General features: G+C 69.3%; 24 protein-coding genes and 1 pseudogene. 16 read left to right on the top strand and 9 right to left on the bottom strand.

Annotated elements, in window-relative coordinates:
* Window positions 1-181: 181 nt before the first annotated feature.
* Window positions 182-676 (bottom strand): hypothetical protein, encoded by a 495-nt coding sequence (locus ID574_RS53170; protein ID WP_188196743.1) that lies wholly within the window; start codon window positions 674-676, stop codon window positions 182-184.
* Window positions 677-1,025: 349 nt separating this feature from the next.
* Between ID574_RS53170 and ID574_RS53165 the strand changes: the two genes are divergently transcribed.
* Complete coding sequence (locus ID574_RS53165; RefSeq protein ID WP_336245647.1) at window positions 1,026-4,757, top strand: nSTAND1 domain-containing NTPase; 3,732 nt, start codon at window positions 1,026-1,028, stop codon at window positions 4,755-4,757.
* 157 nt (window positions 4,758-4,914) lie between these two features.
* Here the strand turns inward: ID574_RS53165 and ID574_RS53160 are convergent, their stop codons facing one another.
* Complete coding sequence (locus ID574_RS53160) at window positions 4,915-5,094, bottom strand: VOC family protein (RefSeq protein ID WP_262496168.1); 180 nt, start codon at window positions 5,092-5,094, stop codon at window positions 4,915-4,917.
* A 473-nt stretch (window positions 5,095-5,567) separates the two neighbouring features.
* On the opposite strand from ID574_RS53160, the gene ID574_RS53155 reads away from it, so the two are divergent.
* From ID574_RS53155 to ID574_RS53140, 4 genes are read left to right on the top strand one after another with little or no spacing between them, the layout of a single operon-like run.
* The gene (locus tag ID574_RS53155) at window positions 5,568-5,741 is read left to right on the top strand and encodes a hypothetical protein (protein WP_188196741.1); all 174 of its coding nucleotides are present in this window, start codon (window positions 5,568-5,570) and stop codon (window positions 5,739-5,741) included.
* Between the two features lie 28 nt (window positions 5,742-5,769).
* Window positions 5,770-6,294: a MauE/DoxX family redox-associated membrane protein gene (locus tag ID574_RS53150; RefSeq protein ID WP_188196740.1), complete on the top strand. Its 525-nt coding sequence runs from the start codon at window positions 5,770-5,772 to the stop codon at window positions 6,292-6,294.
* Window positions 6,295-6,303: 9 nt separating this feature from the next.
* Window positions 6,304-6,831 (top strand): TlpA disulfide reductase family protein, encoded by a 528-nt coding sequence (locus tag ID574_RS53145; protein ID WP_188196739.1) that lies wholly within the window; start codon window positions 6,304-6,306, stop codon window positions 6,829-6,831.
* On the top strand, window positions 6,828-8,747 hold the full coding sequence (locus ID574_RS53140; RefSeq protein WP_188196738.1) for an ABC transporter ATP-binding protein: 1,920 nt from the start codon (window positions 6,828-6,830) through the stop codon (window positions 8,745-8,747). The genes ID574_RS53145 and ID574_RS53140 overlap by 4 nt, the downstream gene beginning before the upstream one ends.
* Here the strand turns inward: ID574_RS53140 and ID574_RS53135 are convergent.
* Window positions 8,636-9,151, bottom strand: coding sequence for a S26 family signal peptidase (locus ID574_RS53135; RefSeq protein WP_223168020.1), 516 nt, complete (start codon window positions 9,149-9,151; stop codon window positions 8,636-8,638). The two genes, ID574_RS53140 and ID574_RS53135, sit on opposite strands and share 112 nt — an antisense overlap.
* Before the next feature lie 286 nt (window positions 9,152-9,437).
* On the opposite strand from ID574_RS53135, the gene ID574_RS53130 reads away from it, so the two are divergent.
* Together ID574_RS53130 and ID574_RS53125 are read left to right on the top strand one after the other, a co-directional pair.
* A complete protein-coding gene (locus ID574_RS53130) occupies window positions 9,438-10,163 on the top strand; it encodes an ABC transporter ATP-binding protein (protein WP_188196737.1) in 726 nt (241 codons plus the stop codon).
* Complete coding sequence (locus ID574_RS53125) at window positions 10,160-11,473, top strand: ABC transporter permease (RefSeq protein ID WP_188196736.1); 1,314 nt, start codon at window positions 10,160-10,162, stop codon at window positions 11,471-11,473. The genes ID574_RS53130 and ID574_RS53125 overlap by 4 nt, the downstream gene beginning before the upstream one ends.
* A 483-nt stretch (window positions 11,474-11,956) precedes the next feature.
* Here ID574_RS53125 and ID574_RS53120 read toward each other — a convergent pair whose 3' ends face one another.
* Together ID574_RS53120 and ID574_RS53115 are read right to left on the bottom strand one after the other, a co-directional pair.
* Window positions 11,957-12,520 carry a hypothetical protein gene (locus ID574_RS53120; protein WP_188196735.1) on the bottom strand — a complete coding sequence of 188 codons (564 nt, stop codon included), beginning with the start codon at window positions 12,518-12,520 and terminating at the stop codon, window positions 11,957-11,959.
* A gap of 133 nt (window positions 12,521-12,653) precedes the next feature.
* Window positions 12,654-12,995, bottom strand: coding sequence for a hypothetical protein (locus ID574_RS53115; protein ID WP_188196734.1), 342 nt, complete (start codon window positions 12,993-12,995; stop codon window positions 12,654-12,656).
* A 409-nt stretch (window positions 12,996-13,404) separates the two neighbouring features.
* Between ID574_RS53115 and ID574_RS53110 the strand changes: the two genes are divergently transcribed.
* A complete protein-coding gene (locus ID574_RS53110; protein WP_188196733.1) occupies window positions 13,405-14,544 on the top strand; it encodes an FAD-dependent oxidoreductase in 1,140 nt (379 codons plus the stop codon).
* Between the two features lie 229 nt (window positions 14,545-14,773).
* A pseudogene (locus ID574_RS62135) lies at window positions 14,774-14,833 on the top strand (hypothetical protein); the annotation flags it as partial.
* Between the two features lie 156 nt (window positions 14,834-14,989).
* On the opposite strand, the gene ID574_RS53100 reads toward ID574_RS62135, so the two are convergent.
* Complete coding sequence (locus ID574_RS53100) at window positions 14,990-16,333, bottom strand: alpha/beta hydrolase family protein (protein ID WP_188196732.1); 1,344 nt, start codon at window positions 16,331-16,333, stop codon at window positions 14,990-14,992.
* A 232-nt stretch (window positions 16,334-16,565) separates the two neighbouring features.
* Between ID574_RS53100 and ID574_RS53095 the strand changes: the two genes are divergently transcribed.
* A complete protein-coding gene (locus ID574_RS53095; protein ID WP_223168019.1) occupies window positions 16,566-17,909 on the top strand; it encodes a sensor histidine kinase in 1,344 nt (447 codons plus the stop codon).
* Window positions 17,906-18,601, top strand: coding sequence for a response regulator (locus ID574_RS53090; protein ID WP_223168018.1), 696 nt, complete (start codon window positions 17,906-17,908; stop codon window positions 18,599-18,601). Before ID574_RS53095 ends, ID574_RS53090 begins: the two co-directional genes overlap by 4 nt.
* Window positions 18,602-18,780: 179 nt before the next feature.
* On the opposite strand, the gene ID574_RS53085 is transcribed toward ID574_RS53090, so the two are convergent.
* Window positions 18,781-19,296 carry a nuclear transport factor 2 family protein gene (locus tag ID574_RS53085; RefSeq protein WP_188196729.1) on the bottom strand — a complete coding sequence of 172 codons (516 nt, stop codon included), beginning with the start codon at window positions 19,294-19,296 and terminating at the stop codon, window positions 18,781-18,783.
* Window positions 19,297-19,559: 263 nt separating this feature from the next.
* Here ID574_RS53085 and ID574_RS53080 point away from each other — a divergent pair, with 263 nt between their 5' ends.
* From ID574_RS53080 to ID574_RS53065, 4 genes are all read left to right on the top strand, one after another.
* Window positions 19,560-20,276: a dihydrofolate reductase family protein gene (locus tag ID574_RS53080; protein WP_188196728.1), complete on the top strand. Its 717-nt coding sequence runs from the start codon at window positions 19,560-19,562 to the stop codon at window positions 20,274-20,276.
* Between the two features lie 182 nt (window positions 20,277-20,458).
* A complete protein-coding gene (locus ID574_RS53075) occupies window positions 20,459-21,751 on the top strand; it encodes a retropepsin-like aspartic protease (RefSeq protein WP_188196727.1) in 1,293 nt (430 codons plus the stop codon).
* A gap of 133 nt (window positions 21,752-21,884) precedes the next feature.
* Window positions 21,885-22,454, top strand: a complete 570-nt coding sequence (locus tag ID574_RS53070) for an RNA polymerase sigma factor (protein WP_336245646.1) — start codon at window positions 21,885-21,887, stop codon at window positions 22,452-22,454.
* Window positions 22,454-23,014, top strand: coding sequence for a hypothetical protein (locus ID574_RS53065; protein ID WP_188196725.1), 561 nt, complete (start codon window positions 22,454-22,456; stop codon window positions 23,012-23,014). Before ID574_RS53070 ends, ID574_RS53065 begins: the two co-directional genes overlap by 1 nt.
* 48 nt (window positions 23,015-23,062) lie before the next feature.
* On the opposite strand, the gene ID574_RS53060 is transcribed toward ID574_RS53065, so the two are convergent.
* Window positions 23,063-23,443, bottom strand: coding sequence for a nuclear transport factor 2 family protein (locus ID574_RS53060; protein ID WP_188196724.1), 381 nt, complete (start codon window positions 23,441-23,443; stop codon window positions 23,063-23,065).
* A gap of 88 nt (window positions 23,444-23,531) precedes the next feature.
* Here ID574_RS53060 and ID574_RS53055 point away from each other — a divergent pair, with 88 nt between their 5' ends.
* A complete protein-coding gene (locus tag ID574_RS53055) occupies window positions 23,532-24,305 on the top strand; it encodes a helix-turn-helix domain-containing protein (RefSeq protein ID WP_188196723.1) in 774 nt (257 codons plus the stop codon).
* A 301-nt stretch (window positions 24,306-24,606) separates the two neighbouring features.
* On the opposite strand, the gene ID574_RS53050 is transcribed toward ID574_RS53055, so the two are convergent.
* On the bottom strand, window positions 24,607-25,831 hold a 1,225-nt coding region (locus tag ID574_RS53050), incomplete at its 5' end, for a carbohydrate-binding protein (protein ID WP_188196722.1).

The following is a 25,831-nucleotide window of genomic DNA, read 5'->3' as shown; positions in this document are numbered from 1 at the left end:
AGGCTCCGCCGGCCACGGTCTATTGCCATCGGCCCGGTCGAGGGAGATGGCATCGCCGGCGCGCAGGGCCTTCCCCCCACGCCCGCCAAAGCCGGTGTCGAGTCCGGCGCTACCGCGGGAGGCGCCCTCGGCCCCGCGACTCGGGTGTCGTCCGCCCGGCCTGGGCAGAATGAACGACCAGTCAGGTGGTGCCGTGGCCGACCTGGCCACACGAACCCGGGAGGATGTAGTTGGTGCTCTTCTTCCCCAGACAGGTGTAGAAGGCGACGTTCTGACCCTCAGCGACATCGCCGTAAGAACGCTCAGTGCACTTTCCGGCGCCGCTCGTGTGCCACTTGTTCGGCTGGGACGTGCGACCGATGTCGGTCCTGACGACGACCGAATATCCATCGGCGTACCCATCGCAGATCAACATCTTGTCGCCGTCAGCAATCCATTCGCCAGAGCCGGTGCCCCAGATGCCGGAGCAGCCACGGTACGCGCACGCGCGGGATACGGTGGCCCCGGCGGGTGCGGGGGTCACCGTGGCGAAGGCCACGGTCGCGGCGGTTACGAGCCCCAAAAGAGAGATGCCGCGCCTCATGGCGTTGTGCCTTGTCGCCCCACACCACGAGTGACGCGTTGCTCTGTCATTCATCTGTCCTCCGAATTCGGCGGTCTTGAAGCTCGTGCGCATGGATGTCCTTTCGCAGATGGTCGATCGACCGGGGACGGAATCACGAGATAGTTCTCGGCGGCAAGCGGACCCCCGTGACCGCTTGCCCGACGAGGCCTGTGGCACCAGGATCGTGGCGACAAGATTGTTCGGCACCCCCGATCAGGCGGGCAAACAATGCTTTTCTCGGCGCATGAATCCTCTCCGCGCCTCCCCGGCCGGTGGCGGCGGCTCCTGACACCGATCGACCTCACGCACAGGCATTCAGGGGCTGCAACGCGCGCGATCGGCGAGCCGGGGTCAACAGGTGATGTGATCAGCGAGCACATCTGAACCGTCTTCGTCGTCTAGTGAATGGAGTCCCGTAACGGTGGTGGGCCGTCGTGAAAGTCCGGTGGATCCGGCAGCGGGACCGGTTCAACGCTTTGCCTCCGAGTTGCGTAAGCTGCGCCAGGAAGCGGGCGGCCTCACCTATCGGGCCATGGCCAAGCGCGCCGGTTATTCGGTCACCACGCTGTCGCAGGCGGCGGCAGGTGAGCGGCTGGCTTCGCTGCCCGTCGTCCTCGCTTTCGTGGAAACATGCGGGGGAGACGTCGGCGAATGGGAGCGCCGCTGGCAGCAGGTCGCTCATGAATTGGCCCGCCAGAGGGCCGGCGATGACGGTGCCGCCGGGCCGTACCTGGGCCTGGCCCCCTACGACACCCACGATTCCGGTCGTTTCTTCGGTCGGGATCGGCTTGTCGAGGAATTGCACGAGTTACTTCGACGGCATCGTTTCGCCGCGGTGTTCGGCCCTTCGGGCAGCGGTAAGTCGTCGCTGTTGCGTGCCGGGCTGGTGCCCGCGGCACGTTCGGGCGAGTCCTTTGGGCAGAGCCGGATATTCGCTCCGGGGGAGCACCCGATGCTGCATGCCGAGCTGCTCCTTCCGGGCGAGGGCGAAGGTGAGGATGAGGATGAGGGCGACACGCTGATCGTGGTCGACCAGTTCGAGGAGGTGTTCACGCTCTGCCAGGACCAGCGTGAGCGGGGGCAGTTCATCGACCTGCTGCTCAACGCGCGGCAACCGCAGAGCCGGATGAAGGTGGTCATAGCGGTGCGCGCCGACTTCTACGGACGATGCGCTGAGCACCGCGAGCTCACCGAAGCACTGCGCGAGGCCAACCTGCTCGTGGGGCCGATGAACCAGGAAGAGCTCAGGGAGGCGATCGTCCGGCCGGCCATGGCCGAGGGCTTGACCGTGGAGCGGGCGCTGACGGCCGAGATCGTCGCCGACGTCGCCGAGGAGCCGGGGGCGCTTCCGCTGATGTCGCACGCGCTGCGGGAGGTCTGGCGCCGCCGTACGGGCAAGATGCTGACCTTGGAGGCCTACGAGAGCGTGGGCAGGGTCCACGGGGCGATCAGCCATACCGCGGAGGAGCTCTATGCCGGCCTGTCGCCCACGCAGGCGAGCATCGCCCGGCGGATCCTGCTCCGGCTGATCAATCCAGGCGAGCAGGCCCAGGACACCCGCCGTCCCGCCGCCCGGGCGGAGCTGGACCCGTACGAGGAGGCCGACACCGCGCTGGTCATCGAGCAGCTGGCCGGCGCCAGGCTGCTCACGCTGCACCAGGACACCGTGGAGCTGGCGCACGAGGCCTTGATCGAGTCGTGGCCGCGACTGCGTGGCTGGGTGGACGAAGGACGCGATCGCCTGCGCGCACATCGGCAGTTGACCGAGGCGGCCAAAGCATGGGAAGCACACGGCCACGATGCCGGGCTCCTCTACCGGGGCACCCGCCTGGCCGTCGCCGACAAGCTGTTCATCGAGCCGGGGAACCGCGACGACCTCACACCTCTGGAACGGAACTTCATTGACGCGAGCGCGGCACTGGCCCGGCGCACATCCCACAGGCGGGTCGCCGTCTCGGCCGTTCTGGTCGTCCTGCTGGTCGCCTCCATGGTCGCGGCGGGAGTCGCCATCCGGCAGGCCGGCCTGGCCGACGATCGGCTGAAGGAGGCGACGGCCCAGCTGGCCGCCAGGCGCGCGGCCGCCCTGCGGATGAGCGACCCGAAGCTGGCCCGCCGATTGAGCGCCGCGGCCTGGCGGATCGCCCAGGTCCCCGAGGCCAAGAGCGAGCTGATCGACTCAATGGCGCTGCCCCTGGTGGACGTCGTCACCGCCCCGTACAGCGCTACGGACTCGGTGCATGGGCTCAGCGTGGATGGCACCAGGCTGGCCGTCTACACACCCGGTACGGCGGTTGACCGGGGCGCACTGCGCGTGCTCGACCTGGCCACGAAGAAGGAGGTCGCGAGCGCCAGATGGACGGGGCAACAGGCCTCCGAAGTGGTGTGGAGTCCTGACGGCCGTACGCTGGCGGTGAACGACGGGACCAACGCACAGCTGTGGGCCGTCGGCGCGGGAGGCCTGACGGACCTCGGCGTGGCATTCCCCCACCTCGACCCTACGAAGTTCAGCCCGGACGGGCGCTTTCTCATCGGGGTCCGCGATGGGACGAACGAAGCCTGGAGCATCGCGAACCGGAAACGCGTACTCGACGAGCCGGTCAGTGCCATCAGCCCGGACGGCCGGCTGGCCCTGGTCATCCCGGCGAAAGCCAATGAATCGACGACCACCCCGCCGTCCCCGGGCACCAGGGCCGGCTCGGGGCGAGGGGCGGAGCTTTGGGACCTCGAGAAGCGCAGGCCGCTGCGGGCCTCCTGGCTACCGGAAACCGCCACGGACGGCGTGTTCAGTCCAGACGGGAAGCACCTGGCCGTCTCGACCGACGACGGTGTCCGGCTGTGGGAAATCTCCTCGGGCAAGGAGGTCCTGAGCCCGCTGCTTCCGCCTGCGGAACGTGTCGAATTCAGCCCCGACGGCCGATTCCTGGCCGGGACGCGGGGTGGGGGGTGGGTGCTTCTGTGGCGGGTGGACGACGGCATGCTGCTGATGAGCCCCTCGGTTTTCTCCGGCGTTGTGGGAGCCGAGCCCCGCATCTCGCCGGATGCCCGGGTCCTCCGGGTGATCGGCCAGTCCGGCACGGTGAACGTCCTGGACATCTCCCCCTATACCCGCTCTGAGGTGCTCGCTCCGGGAAGCGAAAAGCGGCTGTTCAGCCCTGGCGGCCGCTTCCTGGTGACGGCGCATCGCCGAAAAGGCAGGCCGGAGGTGCGCCTTTGGGACGTCGCAGCGCGGAAACCCGTGAGCGGCCCGCTGCCCGTCGACGATCTCCCCGATAACCACCGTACGGAGACGGCGTACGCCCCGGTATTCAGCCCCGACGGGCGCACGCTTGCGCTCACCCACCCCGCATCCCCCGTGGTGACCTTGTGGGACGCCACGAACGGCCGCAACATCGGCGCATTGCGCGTCCGGAGACAGGCGGCCGTCGGAGTCTTGTCCTTGGCCTTCTCCCCCGACGGCAGAACCGCCGCGGTCGTCCCCCTCAGCGCGGCCACGGATGACGTAGAGGCGCTCGACGGCCTGGCCTTCGACGACCTGGAGCTGTGGGACGTGAGAGCACGGAGATGGATCCGCACCGTCTCCGGTGCGGGATCTGGGGCTCTGATGTTCGAGCCGGACGGGCGCCGGTTGTTCGTGGACGGATCCAGCAGGGGGCGAATTCTGGTCGATACGGCTACCGGAGAGATACGCCGGCACTCATCCGACGCCCGCGCCGAAGGGGAGATTCTCTTCATCGAGAACATGGCCGCGATCGGTGACGACGACGGGCGTTTGACGTTCTGGGACCGGGGGTTGCGCAGGCCTCTGGCCCCGCCGCAGACCGCGCACACGGCATCGATCGACGCTCTTGTCCCTTACCGGCAGGGCGGGTTAGTCGCCACCGTCGCCGGCGAAGGCGAGTTCGGCATCCAGCTATGGGACTGGCGGGGATATCAGCGGATCGCCGCACCGATCAGCTACAACACCCACTCCGTGCCGGCCGTGGCATTCAACCGGACGACTCTCCTCATTTCATCCGCCGACGGGGCCTTACGTGAGGTCATCGTTGATCCCGGCGCTGCCACCGCCGTGATCTGCCGTCGGGACGGCGGCCTGTCCCCTGCCGAGTGGCAACAACACATCCCAGAACTGGCCTATCGAAAGACCTGCCACTGACGATGCCCCGCGAGGAACCGCGGCCGTTTCTCCCAAGGGTTGCGGTCTCGGGTGACTGGTGGCCACCACGCTGATGAGCGCCTGCTCGGCCCGGCGCCGCGCTTCGGAATGGCCGGCTCGATCGGAGAATTCGCGCATGGGGGGGTGGCGCAGCCGATCAGTCAACGCAGAACTCGTTGCCTTCGGGGTCCTGCATGACCAGCCAGAAGCCCTCCTCGTTGTCGATCCGCTGACAGATCGAGCCGCCGGCGGCCGACAACCGGTTCGCGACCTTCTCGATCCGTGTCCGGCGTTCCTGCTCGGGTAGCCCGCTGCCGACCTTCACATCGAGATGCACCCGGTTTTTGGTCCGCCCACTCCTCCCAGGTGGCAAAGCCGTCCGGCGGGCCGTTCGGGAAGTCGTAGCCCGGTAGCGCCACCATCCAGAAACGAGCGAGCCGGTCGGGATCGGCGCAGTCGAACACGATGTGGATGTCGGGAATCATGCGTTCGACCGTAGTCCGGATCGCAGTCGGTCACCATCCTCGGGAGCGATCGCGGTAACCCAATACCATTGCGCCTACGGAGAGCTCCTCAGGGCCGCCGTCACACGCACGAGGCCCTCCCGATCTCGGCCATCCTGGCGATCTGCGCGGCCGCCCTGCTCGCCCACCGATGAGGCCGTGACGTAGACCTTAAGGACAACACTCCCTGTGTCAAGATCATGAGCTGTCGAACGTGTTTCCGCATTGTCGGCCATTCTCTCCATTAACAAGGTTCTCTTGCTGGGTGACTGTGGGCGCGTAAAGATCCCCCTGCAAGGAGGTCGCCATGATCCGCGCACTCAACAAGCTGGGAGACCGCCTCCTCGACAAACTCCTGCCCTCGGCGAACGCCTCAGCCGCGTGCTGGACCGACTGGTGCTGCCAGGGCAAGTTCTGCCGGACCTGCTGCTACCACGACCACAACGGCACGGTCAGCTGCAGCAGCTTCGACTACTGCTGACGCGTCCTTCCGATCCCCAGTGACAGCCATGCAGTACGTCGCGCTGGCCTGCCGGGTGGCGATAGGCGTCGTCTTCCTGGTCGCGGTGCTCGGAAAGATACGCGGCAAGTCCGCGTTCGCGGGCTTTCGCGTATCCGTGCGCGGCCTGGTCCCTTTGGGGCCGCGGGCCTCCACGGCGCTGAGCGGCGCCATCGTCCTTGCGGAAGGATGCGTCGTCGTACTGCTGGCGATCCCCGGGACAGTGCGGGCCGGCCTGATGCTGGCCGGCACCGTCCTGGTGGGTTTCTGCGCCGGCATCGTCAGGGCGATGCGTTCGGGCTCCACGACGCCGTGCAGGTGCTTCGGCGCCACCGGAACGCCGCTCGGCCGACGCCACCTCGTCCGCAACGCCGGGCTGCTCGCGCTCGTCGCCGCCGCGCTCGTGCCGGGGCACACCTCTTCGCATCCCGCGGGCCTCGCCCTGAGCGTGCTGGTCGGGGCCGTCCTCGCCGTCATCGTGATCTTCTTCGACGATCTCGCCGACCTGTTCGCCGCCCAGCCGCGCCACCCCTAAGGAGCTCGCATGCCGTACCTCGTCGCCGCCGTCATCGTCGTCGGATTGTTGTGCCTGGTGGATCTGGTGCTGACCCTGGCGGTGATCCGCCGCCTGCGCGCACACACGCTGCGACTGGCGGAGCTGGGGCCGACGCGCCCCTCGATGGTGCAGCCAGGAACGACGATCGGCGATTTCAGCGCGACCGCCGTCGGCGGCCAGACCGTGTCGCGTGCGTTCTTCTCGGGACCCTCCGTGGTGGCGGTGTTCTCCACCGAGTGCGCGTCCTGCCATGAGCGGCTGCCGGAGTTCACGTCCTACCTCGCCGACACCCGTCCCGAACGCGTGCTGGCCGTGGTCACGGGAGACCCCGACGAGGCCCGGCGGTTCTCCCGCGAGCTGACCTCGGCCACCGTCGTGCTCGAGCCGATGGGCGGCCCGGTGAGCAGGGCGTTGCAGGTCTCCCAGTTCCCCAGCTTCTACCTGGTCGACGGGGACGCGGTGATCGTGGCGGCAGACACCGCCCCGGGCAGGCTGCCGGCGGTCACGCGCCGATGACCTCTCCTGCCGGGTACGGCGGCGTCACCCGGCGACGGCGGTTTCGCGCGGCCGCGGCGCTGGCTTGGCGGGCGCACCCGGCCGCCGTACTGGCATCCGGGATCACCGTGCTGCTCATGGGGCTGGTCCCGGTGGTCACCGCGTGGCTGACCAAGCTCGTTCTCGACGGCCTGGCTACCGGGGCGGGCCCCGCCGAGTTGCTGCCGCAGGGCGTGGCGCTCGGCGTGACCGGTCTGGCTGCCGCGACCCTGCCCGCGGTCGCGGAGTACACCCAGGAACAGCTGCGCCGCGCACTCCAGGTGCTGATCCAGGATCAGCTGTTCCAGGCCGTCAACGCCCACCCGGGGCTGAGCCGATTCGAGAACCCGGCCTTCCACGACCGGGTACGGCTGGCGCAGGAGGCCGGCCAGAACGCGCCGCAGCGGATCGTCCGCTCCGCCCTGGGGATCGCCCAGGGAGCCGTCACCCTCGCCGGATTCACCGCGGCGCTGGCCGTACTGGCTCCGTGGATGATCCTCGTCGTGGCGCTCTCCGCGATCCCCTCCGTCCGCGCCCAGCTCGACCTGTCCCGGCGTCGCGCCGGCATGATGTGGGGCGTCAGTTCGAGGACCCGGCGGCAGATCTTCTTCGCCAACCTCCTCACCAGCCCCGACGCGGCCAAAGAGATCCGGCTGTTCGGCCTCGGCGACTTCCTGCGCGCCAGGATGCTGGGCGAGCTGCGCGCGGTCAACGCCGCCGAGCAAGGGCTCGCCCGCAGGACGCTGCGTACGCAGGGGTCGCTGTCGATGATCGGGGCGGCCGTCGCCGCGCTCGGCCTGCTCTGGGCGATCACCAGTGCCGCGTCGGGCGCGCTGAGCGTCGGCGATGTCGCCGTGTTCGTCGCGGCCGTCGCCGGGGTGCAGTCCGCGCTCACGTCGATCGTGGGCCAGTCGGCCGATGCGCACAACGCGCTGCTGATGTTCGGGCACTACCTCGACGTCGTGGCCGACGCGCCGGACCTGCCCATCCCACGGCATCCGCGCCCGGTCCCCTCGCTGCGCGCGGGCATCGAGGTGCGCGGCGTGTGGTTCCGGTACGACGACGCGCATCCGTGGGTGCTGCGCGGGGTCGACCTCTTCATCCCCCGCGGCGGCTCCCTCGCCCTGGTCGGGCTGAACGGCGCGGGCAAGAGCACCCTCGTCAAGCTGATCTGCAGGCTGTACGACCCGGTACGCGGGTCCATCCGCTGGGACGGCGTCGACCTGCGGGAGATGGATCCCGCCGAGTTGCGCGGCCGCATCGGCGCGGTGTTCCAGGACTACATGTCGTACGACCTGACCGCGACCGAGAACATCGGGCTCGGCGACGTCTCGGCGCTCGACGACCGGGATCGGGTCGAGGCCGCCGCCAGGCTGGCCGGTGTCCACGAGACGGTCGCCGGGCTGCCGCAGGGCTACGACACGCTGCTGAGCCGGATCTTCTTCGGAGACAGGGACGATCCCCAGGCCGGAGTGGTGCTGTCCGGCGGGCAGTGGCAGCGCCTCGCGCTGGCCCGCGCCCTGATGCGGGAGGGGCGGGACCTGCTGGTGCTCGACGAGCCGAGCTCCGGCCTGGACGCGCAGGCCGAGCACGCCGTCCATCAGAGCCTGCGCCGGCACCGTACGGGGCGGACCAGCCTGCTGATCTCGCACCGGCTGGGCGCGGTGCGGGAAGCGGACGTGATCGTCGTGCTCGCCGAAGGGCGGATCGCCGAGCAGGGCTCGCACGCGGAGCTGATGGCGCTGGGAGGCGAGTACGCGAGGCTGTTCACCCTGCAGGCTCAGGGCTACGAGCCGACGGACTCCGAGAGCTCGCCGGACATCCCCAACTTTCCGGATTCGCGGGAAGAGGCGAGCCGGCGGACGACGACGCCGAGCACGCGGTCGAAGGGCACGTAACCCCATGCCCGCGAGTCCTCGCTGACCGGCCCGTCACCGAGGACGACCAGCCGGCCCGCCGGGACCGTGTCGCCCGGCGACGCCTCCACGCGGGCCATGACCTGGGCGGGCACCGGGTCACCAGGCACGGCCACCGCGCGCTTGATGAACCACATGGCCGCCCCCGGCCGCGGCAGCGGCCCGGTACGCCACCCGCCTCCGGGCAGCGCCGTCTGTAACACCACGACCTGGCCGCGCCTCACGCCCGCTCCCGTGGTCCTGCGGACGAGCACCCGGTCGCCCGTGCGGTAGGTCGGCAGCATGCTCGCCCCGCTGATATGGACGATGACGAAGCGCCGCCGGGCGACGACCAGACCGGCGGCCAAGGCCGCGATCGAGGTCAGCAGGATCATGACGCGCCGCACGGCGCCCTCCAAAGTCGATCATCACCGTGGACTGCCGACACTAGCGCCCGATCTCTTCCTCTGACACCTGCTTGATCCGCACGGCGGGCGGACTCGTGCTTTTGGTCGGTGCCGGAGACGGCGTTCACGGTCTCGGCACCCTTGGACCGAGGCAAGCTCAGCAGGCGCTGTCGTTTGTCGCTGTCACGCCGTGGCGTGAGATGTCAGGGGCGTGCGGGAAGCCTCAGGGGCTGATCGGGGAGATACCGGATGGGCGGGGTGCACGCGTTCCGGCACGCTGCCGATCATGGTTGATCATGCGGTCCTCCTTGAGGAAGTGACCAGGACATATGGGAAAGGCGCTACCGAAGTGGCCGCGCTGCGGCAGGTCAGCATCGGGTTCCCGCGCGGCAGTTTCACCGCGGTGATGGGCCCGTCGGGGTCGGGCAAGAGCACGCTGCTGCAGTGTGCGTCGGGGTTGGACCGGGCGGATTCGGGGGCGGTGCACATCGCCGGACAGGACATCACCCGCTTCGGGGAGAACGAACTGGCGGTGCTGCGCCGCGACCGGGTCGGCGTCATCTTCCAGGCCTTCAACCTGGTGCCGTCGCTGACCGCCTGGCAGAACGTGATCCTGCTCACCAGCCTGGCCAGGCGGCGGGCCGACCCGTCACGGGTGCGCGAGTTGCTGCACCGGGTCGGGCTGGCCGGGCGGGAGGGGCATCGACCGGCGCAGCTGTCCGGTGGCCAGCAGCAGCGGGTGGCGATCGCCCGCGCCCTGCTCGGCAGGCCGGAGGTGCTGTTCGCCGATGAGCCGACCGGGGCGCTGGACCGCCGCACCGGGCATGAAGTGCTGGCGCTGCTGCGGGAGGCGGTCGACGCGTTCGGTCAGACGGTGGTCATGGTCACGCACGATCCGGAGGCGGCGGCCCGGGCCGACAGCGTGCTGTTCCTGACCGACGGGCGGATCGTCGACGTCCTGGACAGGCCCTCGGTCGACCAGATCGGCATGCGGCTGGGCGGCCGCCGGTGACACTCGTCCTGGCCTGGAACAACGTACGGACCGATCCGATGGGCTTCGCCGCTTCGTTCGCGGCGGTGGTCTTGGCCGTGATGCTGATCGGTGGCAGTGGCCTGGTGGTCACCGGCGCGGCCACGCGTGACGAGTTGAACGGCGTCATGGGATTGTTGGTGCTGTCGTCCGCGGTGTCGGGGTTCGTGTCGGTCTTCGTGGTCGCGGGCATGCTGAGCCTGCACGTGCTGCGGCAGCGCAGGACCTGGGCGCTGCTGCGGTCGGTCGGCATGACGCCGCGGCAGGTGAGCCGGCTCATCACGGCGGAGGCGCTGGTGGTGGCCGTGCTGGCGGTCGTGGCCGGTTGCGTGCTGGCCGTGCCGTACGCCGTGCTGATGGCGGCGTTCATGCGGGCTACCGGGTTGGCGCCCGGGGGCGTCCCGGTGGAGGTCGCGACGGGGCCGTTCATCGTGGCGCTGGTGGTCGGGCTGGCGGTGACGCTGCTGGCGGCCCGGGTCGCGGCACGCAAGGCTGTAGGCGTGGGCCCGCTGGAGGTGTTGCGGGAGAACGCGGCGCAGCGGCGGCTGCTGCCCTGGCCCCGGGCGGTCATCGGGGTGTTGGCGCTGGCGGCGGGCGTCGTGCTGTTGTGGCTTGTGCCGCAGGTCAAGCCGGCGGACGCGGCGCCGACCGCGCTGGGGGCGACGATGGTGCTCTGCGTGGGCGCCTCCGCGCTGGGCCCCGTCGCGCTGCGCGGGATGGGCAGGCTGCTCGGAGCCGTGGTGGCCCGGCTCGATCCGGGTGCAGGGATGCTGGCCAGGTCCTCGCTGGTCGCTCAGCCGCGCCGGGCGATGTCGGCCGCGTCTCCGGTGATGCTGACCGTCGCGCTGGCGTGCACCTTCCTGTTCGCCGTGGCGACCACCGACGCGGCGGCGGGCGTCATCCGTACCGGTCCGTCCGCATGGGTCGCCCCGACGCTGGTGGGGTCGGCGGTGCTCTACACCGTGCTCTCGGTGCTCAACGCGACCGCCATGACCATGGCCGAGCGCGCCGATGAGATCCGGCTGCTCCGCACCGTGGGGACCAAGCCGCGGCAGCTCGCCAGGATGGTGTGCTGGGAGACGTTGATCGTGACGTGTGCCGGGACGCTGCTCGGAACGGGCATCGCCGCCGCTTCGCTCACCATGCTCGGCAAGGCCGCGACCGGCGAGCTGCGGTTCGCCTACTCTCTGCCGCAGTACGCCGGGCTGGTGCTGGTCTGCGCGGTGAGCGGCCTGGCGGGAGGACTGGCCGCCACGCGCCGGGCGCGGCGCGGCGCCCTTCTGCCCGATTGAGGTCGAAGGCGTGATGCCGTCATCGCGCGGATCGTCATGCTGCCGCCGGACACTCCGACGAAGCCGAGGGAACCGATCGGATCCGCGCCACCGCTGGAGCCCCGCCGGGTGCCCGTCCCGGTCACGACGGCCGGCCAGTGGGCGGCCATGCGGCCGGACAAAGTTCCGACCCTCGGAAGGGAGCGTACGGTGGGTGGCCACACCGCCGGGATTCCTCGGCGGGGATCCGGTCTCCAACGCGTTGAACCCCGATTGTGCGCCCACTTTCCTGATCCCGTCGCTGCCGCTCCATGAGGAGCTTGACCTCCGGGTCAAGGAGGCGGGCGGCACCTACCGGACGTGGCGCTGGAAGAGGGAGACCGCCGACGGCAATCCGGAGGACGGCAACCTTCTGACGGGCAGGATCGCGCACGTCCGTGACCCCCACGGCCGCCGTGTCCTCGCCTCGGGCATCGTGACGATGCTCGGCATGGATGGCGGGCGTTACCTCGTCCGCGACGCCGAACCCCACGAGGCGGTGGTCTCGGGCCGGCCCGAGGTGGGGTCCAACGTTATGGGGAACGTTCGCCCGTCGGCCACCCGGATCTCGACTGAAGTGGGCCCCGTCCACTTGACCGAGGCGAAGGCGTCGTCGGGGTCGTCGTCGCTGAAACAACCGAGATCCCACTCTCTGCTGAGCAACCCGCCGTCCCTGCGGAGGCTGAGCCACATCACCTTGTCCGGCCCGAGGCCCGCCTGCGACTGCTGGAGCCGGATCCTGTAGGGAGCAGGTCCGTCGACGAAGCCGACCTCCTCGGTAGCGGTGAACGCAAGGGCGACCAACCCGACGAACAGCGCGCCACTCGCGCCCAGCCCGGCAAGGACGCCGATCAGGACGCGTAGCCACCTCCATCGCAGCCCGACGGCGGCCCACGCCATCAGGAGGCAGGCCAAGGCGCCGAGCGCGAACGGATGGTCTAGATGTTCCCTCAAGAGCACCAGGTCGGAGTCGTGGACGTACACCAGAGCCGCGAGGCCGCCCGCGCACAGCGAGGCGACCAGCAGCACGAGGGAGCGAGGAGTCGTGTCTGGTTGCTCATCTCGCTCGCCGGCTGCGCGGGTGAATCTCTCCCCACGCCCGTCAGGCCGGCGCCCGCGACTGCTCCGCAGACGCCAGCAGCGAGGCGAATCTTCGGCGCGGCTAGGGCAATTCGGCGAGGATACCGGTCGTTGTGGACCAGATGAGCCCCGCACCGGCGAATATCAGAAGCTGCAGGGCGAGTCGCTTACCCAGGTGCCACTTTGTGGCGGCGGCGCAGCCGATGATTGCCATGGCCGCTGAAACGGGAACGAGCGTGGCCGCGGCCCAAAGAAACATCCACAGCGTGGTGTCCTTGAGGCTGTCATCGAGTCCGACCTGCGCACCCTCAATAAAACCGAAGATTGCCGCGAGAGTGAGCGCAAGGGCGCTCACGACCGCCACGCCGAGGAGGACCGCGCGCCACCGGGAGCTTATCGCTTGCGAATCGTGCGGGGAAGTCATGATCATTCAGTATGAAACGTCATGGATACCTCTCGCAACGAGCACCAATAGGCCGGGAGCCCCATCCGTCACGGCAGCTCTAGATCAAGATCTTGAAGTCGGCAAGACCCGCGCCCAACCACGCCCTGCGCTGCATGGGAAAGACAGTTCTCACAGTGTGAGACCGAGGGCGATCAGTGGATTGCGGAAATCATCGCGGCGCCCAGCCGGCGGTAGGAATCCATCTCACTGAATGTGCGCTCCACACCACCCACCTCGACCGGTGGATTTTCGGCCAACTCTCACCACCGGCAAATCACCGAGCTGCAGAGCACGAGGCGGTCCCGGGTGTGGCGACGGTGTGAAGGTATGGGAGGGGTAGCGTGCAAACGGTCGCACGGGTAGGGCATCGCCCTTACCGTCGCAGACTATGCAGACAGTGGATGTACTGGTCGTGGGTGCGGGGCTGGCCGGCCTGCGCACAGCCCGTCTGCTCGCGCGCCGGGAACTGAATGTGATGGTGGTCGACCGCCGTAAGTCATTGTCGACGGGCATCCGCACGACGGGAATCTTCGTGCGTCGCACCCTCGATGACTTCGACCTGCCGGACCACTTGCTCGGGCCTGGTGTCCGGGACGTGCTGCTGTATCCGCCGTCGCGGCGGGCGCCGATCCGGCTCACCAGCGATCGGGACGAGTACCGCGTGGCCGACATGGCCGCCGTCTACGAGCACGCACACCGCGCGGCGGAGTCGGCCGGGGCACGGGTCTTCCTGGGCGTACGGTACGTCGACGCGTCGAGAGGTTTTGTGCGGTTCGCGGGTGCGGAACCGGTGACGGCCCGGTTCATCATCGGTGCGGACGGCGCCCGCTCCCGGGTGGCCCGTGATCTCGGCCTGGATGTCAACCGGCGCTTCCTCGTCGGCGCCGAGATCATCCACCCGGTCGCGTCGGGCACCACCATCCCGGCGTTCCACTGCGTGCTGGACCCCCGGGTCGCTCCGGGGTACCTGGGGTGGGTCATCGACGACGGCCGTCATGCCCATGTCGGCGTCGCGGGATATCCGGACGCGATGCGTACCGGCATCCGTCATCTGCTGGAGGCTTTCGCCGCGGACGCGCCGGGCCGCGCGGCGCCGGCCGGTCCGGTCGAGCGTCGGGGTGGTCCGATCCCGGTCGGCGGGGTGCTGCGGCGGCTGGCGTGCCCCGCCGGGCTGCTCGTCGGGGACGCGGCGGGCGCGGTGTCGCCGCTGACGGCCGGTGGATTGGATCCCTGCTTACGCATGTCCGAAATGGCCGCGGCGGTCGCTGCCGGCTACCTGCGTACCGGCGACCCACGCGTGTTGAGCCGGTACGACGGGGACGCGTTGCGGGCCCGGTTCCGAGGCCGGCTGTTGCTGCGCCGCGTGTTCGCCGGCATCCGATCCGCCGCCGCGGCAGAGGCGGCGGTGACTGTGCTACGCGGTCGCGCCGGTCGCGCCTTGGCGGCGCGGATCCTGTTCGGCGATGGCTCATTTCCCGATGTCAACTCACGGCTCGCCGACCCGGTGATCGACCACCCATGCCGGTGACGCCGACCGGCATCCGGTTCTCGCCTCCCTGGCCACGCGGGGGCAGCGGCCTTGCCGGTCCAGAACTCCTGCGAACGCTGGTGGCTCATAGACGTTGCCCTATTCGTGGGGACCCGGCGGTGCGCTGCCGTCAACGCATCAGGAGCAGGACCAGCAGGCCCACGCCGAGCACCAGGTCCAGCTGGCGCACATGGGTCAGACGCCGCGTGGCTTCGTCCGCGAGGCCCGCATCGCGGCGGCCGCCCACCTCATGGTCAGCACCTCGCTGCCGCTGCCTGACGTGGCCAGGCGATGCGGGCTGGGCTCGGCCGAGACCCTCCGCCGGGCGTTCGTACGGGGTACGGGATGCCGCCGTCGCAGTACCGCGCCGTCCACCGGGCTGATCTTGGTTCGATGGGCAGTCGGTCAGGCTTCTGGCCGCGCCCGTGACAGCGGTCCGGGCAATCTACGCGCAGGTCTTCTGGTCGGCGTCACACAGTTCGACCTCGGGGTAACGTGTCGACGGCCCATCCAAAAGGGGCTGCGGCTTGGCGCGAAGGTGCAGGTCGAAGAAGGCGGCCACGTATGCGCGGGTGATCTCCAGGGAGCGGACGGGAGGCAGGTCGGTGTTGCGGTAGATGCCGATCTGCTCGGCCAGGACGGATATGTCGGTGAACGAGGCGTGCTCTGCCCCCGCCACCACGAGCCAGCGCTTCCATCCTGTCAGGTTCCGCCAGACCTGCTCCCACGAGCCGTCCTTGCCACCTGGGCCGTGCGTCGCCCGCGTACCCAGGAAAAGGAACGGCCGTGACAGCCCGCTCTCCGGCACGGGGACGAACGCCGTGCCGTCGATGTTGATCCCGGCGCGTACCCTGGGGTCCTTGAGCATGGCCCCCACGGCGCTCGCGCCGCCTGCCGAGTGACCGGCCATCGCGATCCTGGACGGGTTGATCAGCTCGGCGCCCTTCCAGATGGGGCTTGCGCGCGTCAGTTCGTCCAGCACGTACGAGACGTCGGCCGCTCTCGTCGCTCCCACCTTGTCCCAGAATGCCTGGTCCTTCTGTTTCACCTCACAGGCCACGCAGGTGGTGACTCGTCCGTCAGGGAAGCTGGTGGCGATGTTCTCGTACGTGTGACCGATGACGGCCGCCACATAGCCGCGGCTCGCCAGGTCCTCGGCCAGGGCGGTGAGCGAGCTCCGGGGCTTGGTGAAGCCGGGGGAGAGCACGATCAGCGGCAGCCCGCGCCGGTGACCCGCGGGTCTGGCGCCGCTGATGGCATTGGTCCGCGTCTTGCTGAGCAGGGCGAGCGGCAGGTTCGTTATCTCCCCGTCCTTGAGGGTGAGCTCTGACTCCTTGGGCGTCATGTACGGGGCCCGCTTCCCCTTACGGGATTTCGCCGGATACCACAGGGACACCATGAGTTCCCTCGCCTTCGCGCCGGGAACCCAGGGGTCGGTGCGTGAGGTGTCCTTGAGGTATATGGACGTCGTGCCGACCGGCTGGGATCCGGTCGGTTTGGGCAGGTACGGTGTGCCGATCCGGGTGGACGGCGGATCGGCGGGGACAGATGACGTGGAGCCGGGCGACGGATTGCGCGAGGGGATGTCGGACGCGACCGAGCCGGACGCGGAGCCAGCCGAATGGGATGCGGACGCGGATGCGCAGGAGGTGGCGGCCACGAATGCGAGCAGGGCCGCGACGGCGGTGGCGTCTCGGCGGAGCCGGCGGGGCGGCGGCGGGTTTCCCGCGCCGGCGCCGTGCCCTGAGGCCGGGCTGGGCGTCGTCTCCCGCTCGATCACATGACCCATGAACTGTCCTTCCTGATCGGGGCGGCCGCCTCGGCGTGCTTTCGCGGGCGGCCGGTCGCGGCAACGACGCTAGGGCGCGGAGAGATCCGTCCGCGTCGGCTGTGACGCCGATATCGGCCCCCTCTCGGGGAGGAGCCATCGCCGCGTCATCCCTGCGATGTACTCCTGGCGGAGGTCGGGCCCGTCATCAGGGCTGACGCGGGGCGTACCGTGCAGTCGGGACAATGCACCAGTGACGCCATTGAGCAAGGGACGTGAATGGTGGCAGTTCGGTGTGGACGCGTTGCGCCCCGGGCGGAAACCCGCCCGGCCCTCGCGCCGGTCGCTCCTCGCCGACGTGCTGCTCGCGATCGTCTTGACTGTTGTCACAGTGGCCGCGACGTCGGGCACCACAGACGGTCCTCATCGCGTCGGCGGGCGGCCGCCCTCCCTGATGGAGCCCCTGCAACTCCGGCCCTCTCCCCAGCCGAGAATCAGCGATGTCCCGCCTGATCCCCCGCAAAAGCCGATCACCCCCGCCGGCGAGCGGCAGGATTCGGGGCCGCTGCCGCTGCTGGTGATTCTGACAGCGCTGCCGTTGGCGCTGCGGCGGCTGTACCCGCTGATCACCTTCTGGGTGGTGCTGGCCGCGGCATTGGCCACCCACGACGACGCGACGTGGATCACCGTGCTGACGTTCGCCATCGCCGCCTATGGCGCCGTGGCGCACAGCCGTCACCGGGCGCTCGCCGTCGGCGGACTCGTCCTCGCCACCGTGCTGGCAGGCGTCGCCTTCCAGGACTCCGTCCCGGCGTTGCCGAGCTGGCTGGGGCCGTTCGTGGTCGTGTTGAGCGCCGGAGTCGCCGCCAGTTTCGTCCGCTCCTGGCGGCAGCAGCTCGACGCCGGCCGCCGTCGAGTCGCCGAGCTACAGCGCGCACAGGAGGAGGCCATGCGCAAGGCCGTCCAGGAAGAGCGCTCCCGGATCGCCGCCGAACTCCACGATGTCGTCACCCACAATGTGAACGTGATGGTGATCCAGGCCGGAGCGGCGCGCAAGGTGATGGACACAGCCCCTTCCCGGTCGAAGCAGGCCATGCTGGCGGTCGAAGCCGGCGGCCGGGCCGCCATGGCCGAACTACGCCACGTCATGGGCCTGCTCGCCGGCCCTGAGAGCGAGCGGGCGGGCGGCAGCGCAGACGGGCTCGAGCCACAACCGGGGCTCGACCAGCTCGACTCCTTGATCGAGCGGGTCCGCGCAACCGGCGTGCCGGTCAGCGTCGAGATCTCTCCACCGCCCGGCCCGCTGCCGCCCGGCGTGGACCTGGCCGCTTACCGCGTCGTCCAGGAGGCGCTGACCAACACGATGAAGCACGCGGCCGGTGCGGCGGTGTTCGTCACCATAGGCCATTGTGGCGGCTGGCTGGAGATCGAGGTCACCGACACCGGCGGCGGGCAGACGGCGCGCGCCGGAGACGGCCGGGGGAGGGGCCTCATCGGGCTGCGGGAGCGGCTCGCCCTCTACGGCGGCACCCTGCAGGCCGGGCCGCGGAGGGGCGGTTACCAGATCAAGGCGCGGGTTCCGTGGACCACCACGTGAACGGGCCTGTGCGCGTGGTCATCGCCGACGACCAAGCCCTGGTACGCAGCGGGTTCGGGATGATCCTCACCGCCGACGGGATCGAGGTGGCGGCAGAGGCGGCCAACGGAGTCGAGGCCATCGCCGCCGTCCGGCGTACTCGGCCTGACGTCGTGCTCATGGACATCCGGATGCCGCAGATGGACGGGCTCGAAGCCACTCGGCAGATCATGGCAGAAGGCGCGGACGAGACCCGCGTTCTGATTTTGACCACGTACGACCTCGACCACTACGTCTATGCCGCACTCACCGCGGGGGCCAGCGGGTTCCTGCTCAAGGACGTCACGCCGGAGCACCTGGTGGCCGCGGTGCGCCTGGTGCGCGCAGGTGACGCCCTGCTCGCACCGACGATCACCCGCCGCCTGGTGGAGCGGTTCGCCCGGCGTGACGAGGTCAAAGCAGCCATACATCGGGATCTTTCGGAACTGACGCCTCGCGAACTGGAGGTGCTGCGCCTGCTCGCCACCGGGCTGAGCAATGCCGAGCTCGCCGACCGGCTGAGCCTCAGCCCGACGACGGTGAAGACTCATGTCGCGCGCATCCTGTCCAAGCTCGGCCTCAGGGACCGGGTTCAGGCGGTCGTGCTCGCCTACGAGACCGGGTTGATCGCCCCTGGTTCGCCCGTGGACCGGCCGCCGGGTGGGCCGTGGTAGCCGGGTGCTTGCGGCGTCACCGACCGCGCCGAGGCTATCTCGCTGTGCAGGGCTTCCAGCAGCCCGTCGGTCCAGGGGACGTCGTACCAGGGGTTGCGTCCCGTCGGGTGGGCGGCGATATGGAACGCGATCAGGTTCACCGCGGCGTACAGGAAAAGGGCGGTCAGAGCGTCTGATCATCACCTGGGAAGCCGGTCCGCGGCCCTGGCGGCGGTGGCGAGGGTACGGACGGCGGAGTGGGAGGAGAGGACCGGGACATCTTGCTGCTGCGTTGCTCGCCAGAGGGCGTGCGTGTCGAAGACGTTCTCGAATCGCTGGACGACGCCGTCCTCCAGGAACCAGATGTGCACGAATGTGGCCGCTCCGACCTTGCCGGTGACCTGGTGCACGCCCCGGCTCTCTCCCAGCACGAAGACCCGGTCGTCCACTGGGGTGAGTTCGAAAGGGGTGTACTCGAAGTCGTTCCACTCCGCGAGAAGGGGATCCAGCGCCTTCTCGAGAGCCTGCCGGCCGCCGTAGTAGGTGCCGCCCGTCGTGGCGCCGGCCACCACGGTCCATTTGACGTTGGCCGCCAGGCGCCCGAGCAGCGCCTTCATGTTGCCGGTGGCGAAGTCGGAGTAGACCGCGGCCACAGTGGCCCGGTTTCGGGCCTCTTCTGGGGTGAGACTCCGGCTCCGGCCCTCGAAGTCCTGCATGGAGTTGCTCCTGTTGGTGAGGGAACGTGCGCTTAGAGAACCCGAGGGCACTGCTCACTTTTTAGAGCACTCGGCTGCCCGTTTTCTGCTCACACTGCTCACGGCAGCGGGTACGGGATGGATCGGCGTAGGAAAATGACGGATCCTGTCCGATCAGTCCCGGAGTGAACGAGCATGCCCGTGTAGAGAAACGGCCGGCGGCTTCGACCCCTTGGTGAGCGGGCCCGTACCGGGCGCCGCCAGGAGAAGGAAGGCGAAGCAAGATGACCAAGGTGACGGCACAGATGTCGGTGTCGCTGGACGGCTTCTATGCCGGTGCGCGGCACAGCGGCGAAGGTAACTGGATGGACTCGGCAGAGGCCGCGGGGTTCTTCCGGATCACCCGCTGGGTGATCGACGCCATGTCGTGGCGCGAGCGGCAGGGGTTCGCCGGCGGTGAGCAGGACACGAACTCCGACATCATCGCCGAGTCGTTCGAGGCGGCCGGCGCGTACGTCATGGGCCGGCGCATGGCCGACGGCGGTGAGGTTCCCTGGGGAGAGGAGCCGCCCTTCCGCGCGCCGGTCTTCGTCGTGACGCACCGCCCCCATCAGACCCTGGTGCGCCGCGGCGGCACCAGTTTCACCTACGTCACCGACGGCATAGCCAGCGCCATCGAGCAGGCCCGCGCGGCGGCCAACGGCAAGAACGTCGCCGTCGCCGGTGGCGGGAGCCTTCTACGCCAGGTGCTCAAGGCCGGTCTGCTGGACGAGCTGGAACTCCATGTCGTCCCGGTCGTGCTCGGCACCGGGATGCGGCTGTTCGACGCCGATCTCGACCTCGCCGACAAGGAAGCCATCGAGCTGACACCGGCCAGGGTCGTCCACACCCCTGGCGTCACGCACCTGCGTTACACGGTCAACGGTCGCGCCGCACTCGTCCTCGACGACCGCGGAAGCGGCACCGGCGAGCCGATGCCCACAGGCTGGGACGAGGCGTAGCCGCGTCGGCGACGCTGCGAAAACGATCCGCCCCACAAGGAAGGGGTGTCGGAGTTAATCCGGGGCCCCTTTCTCCACGTCTGGGAACGATCATGGTCCTGAGTTGGTGCCGGCGAGAAACGCTCAGGAAACGCGGCCTCGTATGGGGTGGCCTGGCATCCGCACGAAGCAAGGAGCCTGGCATGACCTTCACCGACGAGTTCCTCCCCGACCGGCGCGCGTTGCTGCGCGGGGCCGCCATGATCGCGGCCGCCGGCGCGGTTCTGCCCACGACAGGGATCGCGGCCGCCGCGGCGACGGACGCCGACGAGCTGTTCAAGAAGGGGGAGTTCGACGAGGCCGCGCGCGGCTATCGGCGGCTGCTGCGCGAGGACCCCGAGAACGCGCACGCCTCCGCCCAACTGGGCTACATCGCCCTGCTGTCGAACCGGTTCGCGGCCGCCGAACGCCACCTGTCCACCGCCACGACGCTGGACCCCGGTGACGTGGCCTCGCGGCAGCGCCTGGCCGAGTGTTACGTCCGGCAGGACCAGCTCGCCCGCGCCGTCCCACTCCTGCAGAAGACCGGCAGACCGCGCGATGCCGCCTACGCCACCCTCTACGCCCACGTCACCGGCACACCCTGGCAGCTACATGGTGCACAGAGCACCCGTGTGCCCTTCGAGACGATCGAGCCCCTGCCTGCCGTCAAGGCCGAGGTGAACGGCAGGACGAAAACGTTCTACCTCGACACGTACGCCACGCTCGACCTGGCACAGGACGTCGCGGAGGAGGCCGGGCTGCGCTCTCTGGCCACCCTTTCGGGGGTCGCCAGCAACAATCCGGTCACCATCCACCTGGGCGTCCTGGAGTCGTTCCGGATCGGTGACATCGAGGTGCGCAATGTTCCGGTTCAATGGATCGACGCGCAGCGGCCGCCGCTGCCCGACGGCTCGCAGCCGGCGGGCGTGCTCGGGACGACGCTCTTCTACCACTTCCTGGCCACGATGGACTACGCCGGCCAGGCGCTGGTGCTGCGGCGCAAGTCCGCGACCCGGGGCAAGGGCGCCGGTCGGCTCCCGCTGTGGCTGGCCGGCGATCACTTCCCGTGCACCCTGGGCAGCCTGGGCGACTACGGGCCACGAATCGTCACCCTCGACACCGGCGGTCTGGGCCACGGCCTCGACACGACGGTGGAGTACGCCGAGCGGGCCGGCCTCAAGGTGGACTACGACCACCCGATCGAGAAGAACGGCGTCCCCTTTTACCCCGTCACACCCGAGCGGATCAGCCTCGGCAGGGCGGTCGGGCGGAACGTGCGGGGCTTCGCCTCCGCCAAGACGATCCCCGGCCAGCCCGGTCCGGGTCAGGCCGGCATGTTCGGGTTCGAGATCATCGCCAACTTCACCCACGAGTTCTTCAAACCGTTCGCCGTCACCTTCGACTACACCGGCATGAACGTCCACATCACCCGCGGCGTCCCTGAGCGCCCTTGAGCTGCACCGCTATGCCGGTCCGCTGCCGTGGACGCATGCGCCGTCGAGGAGATCCTCATGCCGCGTCGTAATGCATTCCGGGGTTCGGTCAAGTACAAGGTGTACGCACTGTAGGACGAAGGGAGCCCGGCTCGTGCGGCTCAAACAGGTGGAACCGGCAAGCCCGTTAGCTCGGGCGCAGGCGTTCGAAGCCTTTTACCTGCGGCATTTCGACGCGATGACACGGTTCGTCGCACGGCGGACAGGCGATCCGCAGGCGGTGGCCGACCTGACGGCCGAGGTGTTCCTCGCGGCGCTGCACTCGCGGCACACCTACCGGCCGGGCCGGGGCAGTGAGACCGGATGGCTGTACGGGGTGGCGCGCAACGTGCTGTCGGCCCAACGTCGCCGCAGCGAGCGCGAGGCCCGCGCCGTCGAACGGGTCGTCGCGCGCCGGCTGCTGGACGGCGACGACCTGGCCGACCTGACCGACCGCATCGACGCCGAGGAGCCCGCCCGGCGGGCGCTGTCGGCCATGGCCGGCCTGGCGGAGGGGGAGAGGGCGCTGCTCGAGCTGGTGGTCATCGACCAGCTGACGGTGGCCGAGGCGGCCCAGGCCCTGGGCATCAGGGTCGGGACGGCCAGAGTCCGGCTGCATCGCGCCCGCCGGACATTGCGGAATGTGCCCGGTGTATCTGCGGCTCTTGTGACGGAAGGACTGTGATGACGGTGTCGTTCAGGGACAAGCTGCTCGAGGAACTGCGCGCCGAGGCCGCCACGGTCTCGTGGGAACCGCTGCCGGCGCGCCGGCCCGCACGCCATCTGGTGACCGCGGCGGGCTTGGGCGCTGCGGTGGTCGCAGCGGTGGCGGTCGCCATACCGCTGATGTGGGACGCGCCGGCGTTCGCCGTCGTCAAGAACTCCGACGGTACGGTCACCGTGCGGATCAACGAGTTCGTCAGGCCCAAGGAACTGGAGAAGAGGCTGAGAGAGGCGGGCGTGCGAGCGGTGATCGACTACGTCCCCTACGGCCAGACCTGCCGTGAGCCGAGGGGCGAGAACGTGCCCCAGCCGGAGCGGATGCCGCTCAGGCATACCGAGGACTCCCCTGGCTTCCGGATCGACCCCAAGGACATCGGGCCCGACGAGACGCTCGTCATCCAGATGCACTCCGCCAACGGCGACCCGGCCAAGAGCAACGGAGGCAGCGTCGCGGTCATCCGCGGACCGGTCGCATCCTGCGAACTCGTCCCGGCCAAGTTCACCGGCGAAGACCGCGAGTGACCAAGTCCGAGGCGCGGCCTGTGCCGAGGATGACTTCATACCGTCCGCTCAGAACATTCCGTGAGGAATCTGTGCGGCCTCCGGCACCGGCTGCACCACATCCCAGTGTTCGACGATCTCCCCGTCGACCAGCCGCCAGATGTCGACGACGGCGATGCCGCGCGGGTCGTCGTCCGTCGTCATGTGGTAGTGCATCACCACGTGATCGTCGTCGGCGACGACCCGTTTGAGGTCGAGCCGGGCGCCGGCCACGGGAGCCTGGGCGATGAACGCGATGAACGCCTCCCGGCCGGAGGGGTTTCCCGGGCTGTGCTCGATGAAGTCCTGGTGCAGGAGGGTACGGAGCACGTCGATGTTGCCCGCCGCGAACTCGGTGAAGCCGTGGACGACGAGCTGCCTGTTGCGTGCGGCTTTGCTGCTTTCGCTCATGCGGGCCACCGTCCCAGCCGCCGCCCGGCCCTGTCGATTACATGTCATGTAATCGCGGTGATCGACGAGGCGGTCGATAATCGCTCGCATGACGCAGGACCGGCCGGTCGGTGAGCTGCTGCGCGAGTGGCGGCACCGCAGAGGGCTCAGCCAGCTCGATCTGGCGATTCAGGCAGAGGTGTCCGCCCGGCACGTCAGCTTCGTGGAGACGGGGCGGACCATTCCCAGCAGTGCGATGGTGTTGCGCCTGGCCGAGCATCTCGGCGTGCCGTTGCGGGAACGCAACCGCCTGCTGGTCGCGGCCGGGCATGCGCCCGTCGTCAGGGAGCGGCCGCTGGACGATCCGCACCTGGCGTCGGCGCGGGAGGTCCTGGAGCAGATCCTGCGTGGGCACGAGCCGTATCCGGCGATCGCGGTGGACCGTCGCTGGAACTTGCTGCTGGCCAACACGGCGATCGAGGTCTTCCTGGAGGGCGTCGACGCGGCGTTGCTGCGTTCGCCGGTCAACATGATGCGGCTGGGCCTGCATCCGGGCGGGTTCGCGCCGCGGCTGCGCAACCTGGGGCAGGTTCGCGCTTACCTGCTGCCCCGGCTCGCCCGCCAGGTGGCGCAGACGGGTGATCCGGAGCTGAGTGCCCTGTATGAGGAGCTGCTGTCGTACGGTCCCGAAGGTGATCCGGCGCCGCCCGATCCCGCCGACATCGCGCTGCCCATCCGCATCCGGCATCGCGGAGCGGAGCTGTGTTTCATCAACACCGTCACGACGTTCGGCGCCGCCTTCGACGTCACGTTGGAGGAGATCGCCGTCGAGGCGTATTTCCCCGCTGACGACGACACCGCCCGCTTCTTCCGGGGCCACTGAATTAGGGCCTGGCACGGGCAGCGGCCGCCCTCGCCATTGCGCCAGACAGCTACGAGCTTGGACCCTCACGTCTGCTGCGCTACGCGCGCATATGTGCCTGTGCCTTACCGCGGTCATCGCGATGACGTGCGCGACGGCTGGGACCGACGGCACACCCGGTGATTGCGTACTGCCATGGTGGCCCGCATGGCTTCCCTCGTAGAGGCCGGCGCGGTGCGGTGACGTACCTGCCTGGAGCCGGGGAACGCGAAGGCCTGGCCGGTTCGTCGGGACGAGCCGGCCAGGCCCAGGGCGGGGGCCGTTACGGGGTTACCACTCTTCCGCCGAAGGTCACGACGAGGCGGCCGTCGGAGGCGAAGGACCAGCCCAGGGCGCCGGTGTAGGACGAGCACCGGGACCCGTTCGAGCCGGACCAGAACTGGTTCGAGCCGTCGGCGTCACCGACGATCCTGTCGTTGGTCCCGCTGCTGCTGCGGCACGAGGTGTTGTTGCGGAACACCGAGGTGCCGGCGTCGAACGAGAAGTTGCGTTCGGTGTTGTCGATGCTGACGTTGTTCGACACGGTCATCGTTCCGGGGTTCCGGTTGTAGGTGAATCCGTGCTTGCCGTTGTCGTAGGCGATGTTGCGCCGGATGGTGTGGTTGACCGGGACGTCCTCGCCGCCGAGCTTGTAGCCGTTGCGGTCACCGGCCGTGTTCTGGGTGCCGTCGCTGAGGGTGCCGTTCTCGTAGGAGAGGGAGTCCTCGATGGTCACCGCGCCGATGGGGCCCTCGTCGGCGTAGGTGTAGAGGTCCCAGCCGTCGTCGATGTTGTTGTGGGCCACGGCGTAGCGGAACACGTTGCCGGGGCCGGAGGTGAGCTTGGCGGCGAAGCCGTCGGCGTCCTCGCCGTCGGAGTCGGCGTTGTCGTGCGACACCGCGCTCAGGATGAGGTTGTTGGACGGCCACTGCTCGCGCGGGGTGGTGGAGGTCATCCGCGACAGTTGCAGCCCGGTGTCGCGGTTGAAGCGCGTCACCGTGCGCTCGAAGATGTTGTTGTGGCCGCCGACGAAGATCCCGTTGTCGCCGGCGCGCTCGACGACGATGCCGTAGACGTGCCAGAAATTCCCGTTCACGGCAAGCCCGCGGTTCGCTGACGCCTCGCTCTGGGCCGAGAAGTTCAGCACCGGGGTCTCACCCGGGTAGGCCGACAGCTTCTTGCGGGCGCTCGAGGTGCCGTTGTTGCCTGCCGCGATGGTGACCGTCTGTGAGAAGTCGTAGCGCCCGCCGCGCATGAGGATCGTCCCGCCGGGAGCGACGCGGGTGATCGCCGAGGTGAGCGTCGTCGGGCTTGACTGCGTTCCGGGTGCGCTGTCCGTGCCGTTCGGCGCCACGTACAGCGTTCCGGGCGGCGGAGGCGTTGTGCCGCCTGCCTCGAAGTCGAGGTAGTCGATGTTGGGCAGGCCGCCCGAGGTGGTCGGGTTGAGCCGGATGGTGTTGCTGCCCGCGTTCACCGACACGGTCAGGGTCTTGGTGACCCAGGTGTTC

The organism is Nonomuraea sp. SYSU D8015, assembly GCF_008065375.1.
Lineage (GTDB): Bacteria > Actinomycetota > Actinomycetes > Streptosporangiales > Streptosporangiaceae > Nonomuraea.
The sequence above is the reverse complement of the archived record's forward strand: the minus strand, read 5'-3'. Positions and strand labels throughout refer to the sequence as shown.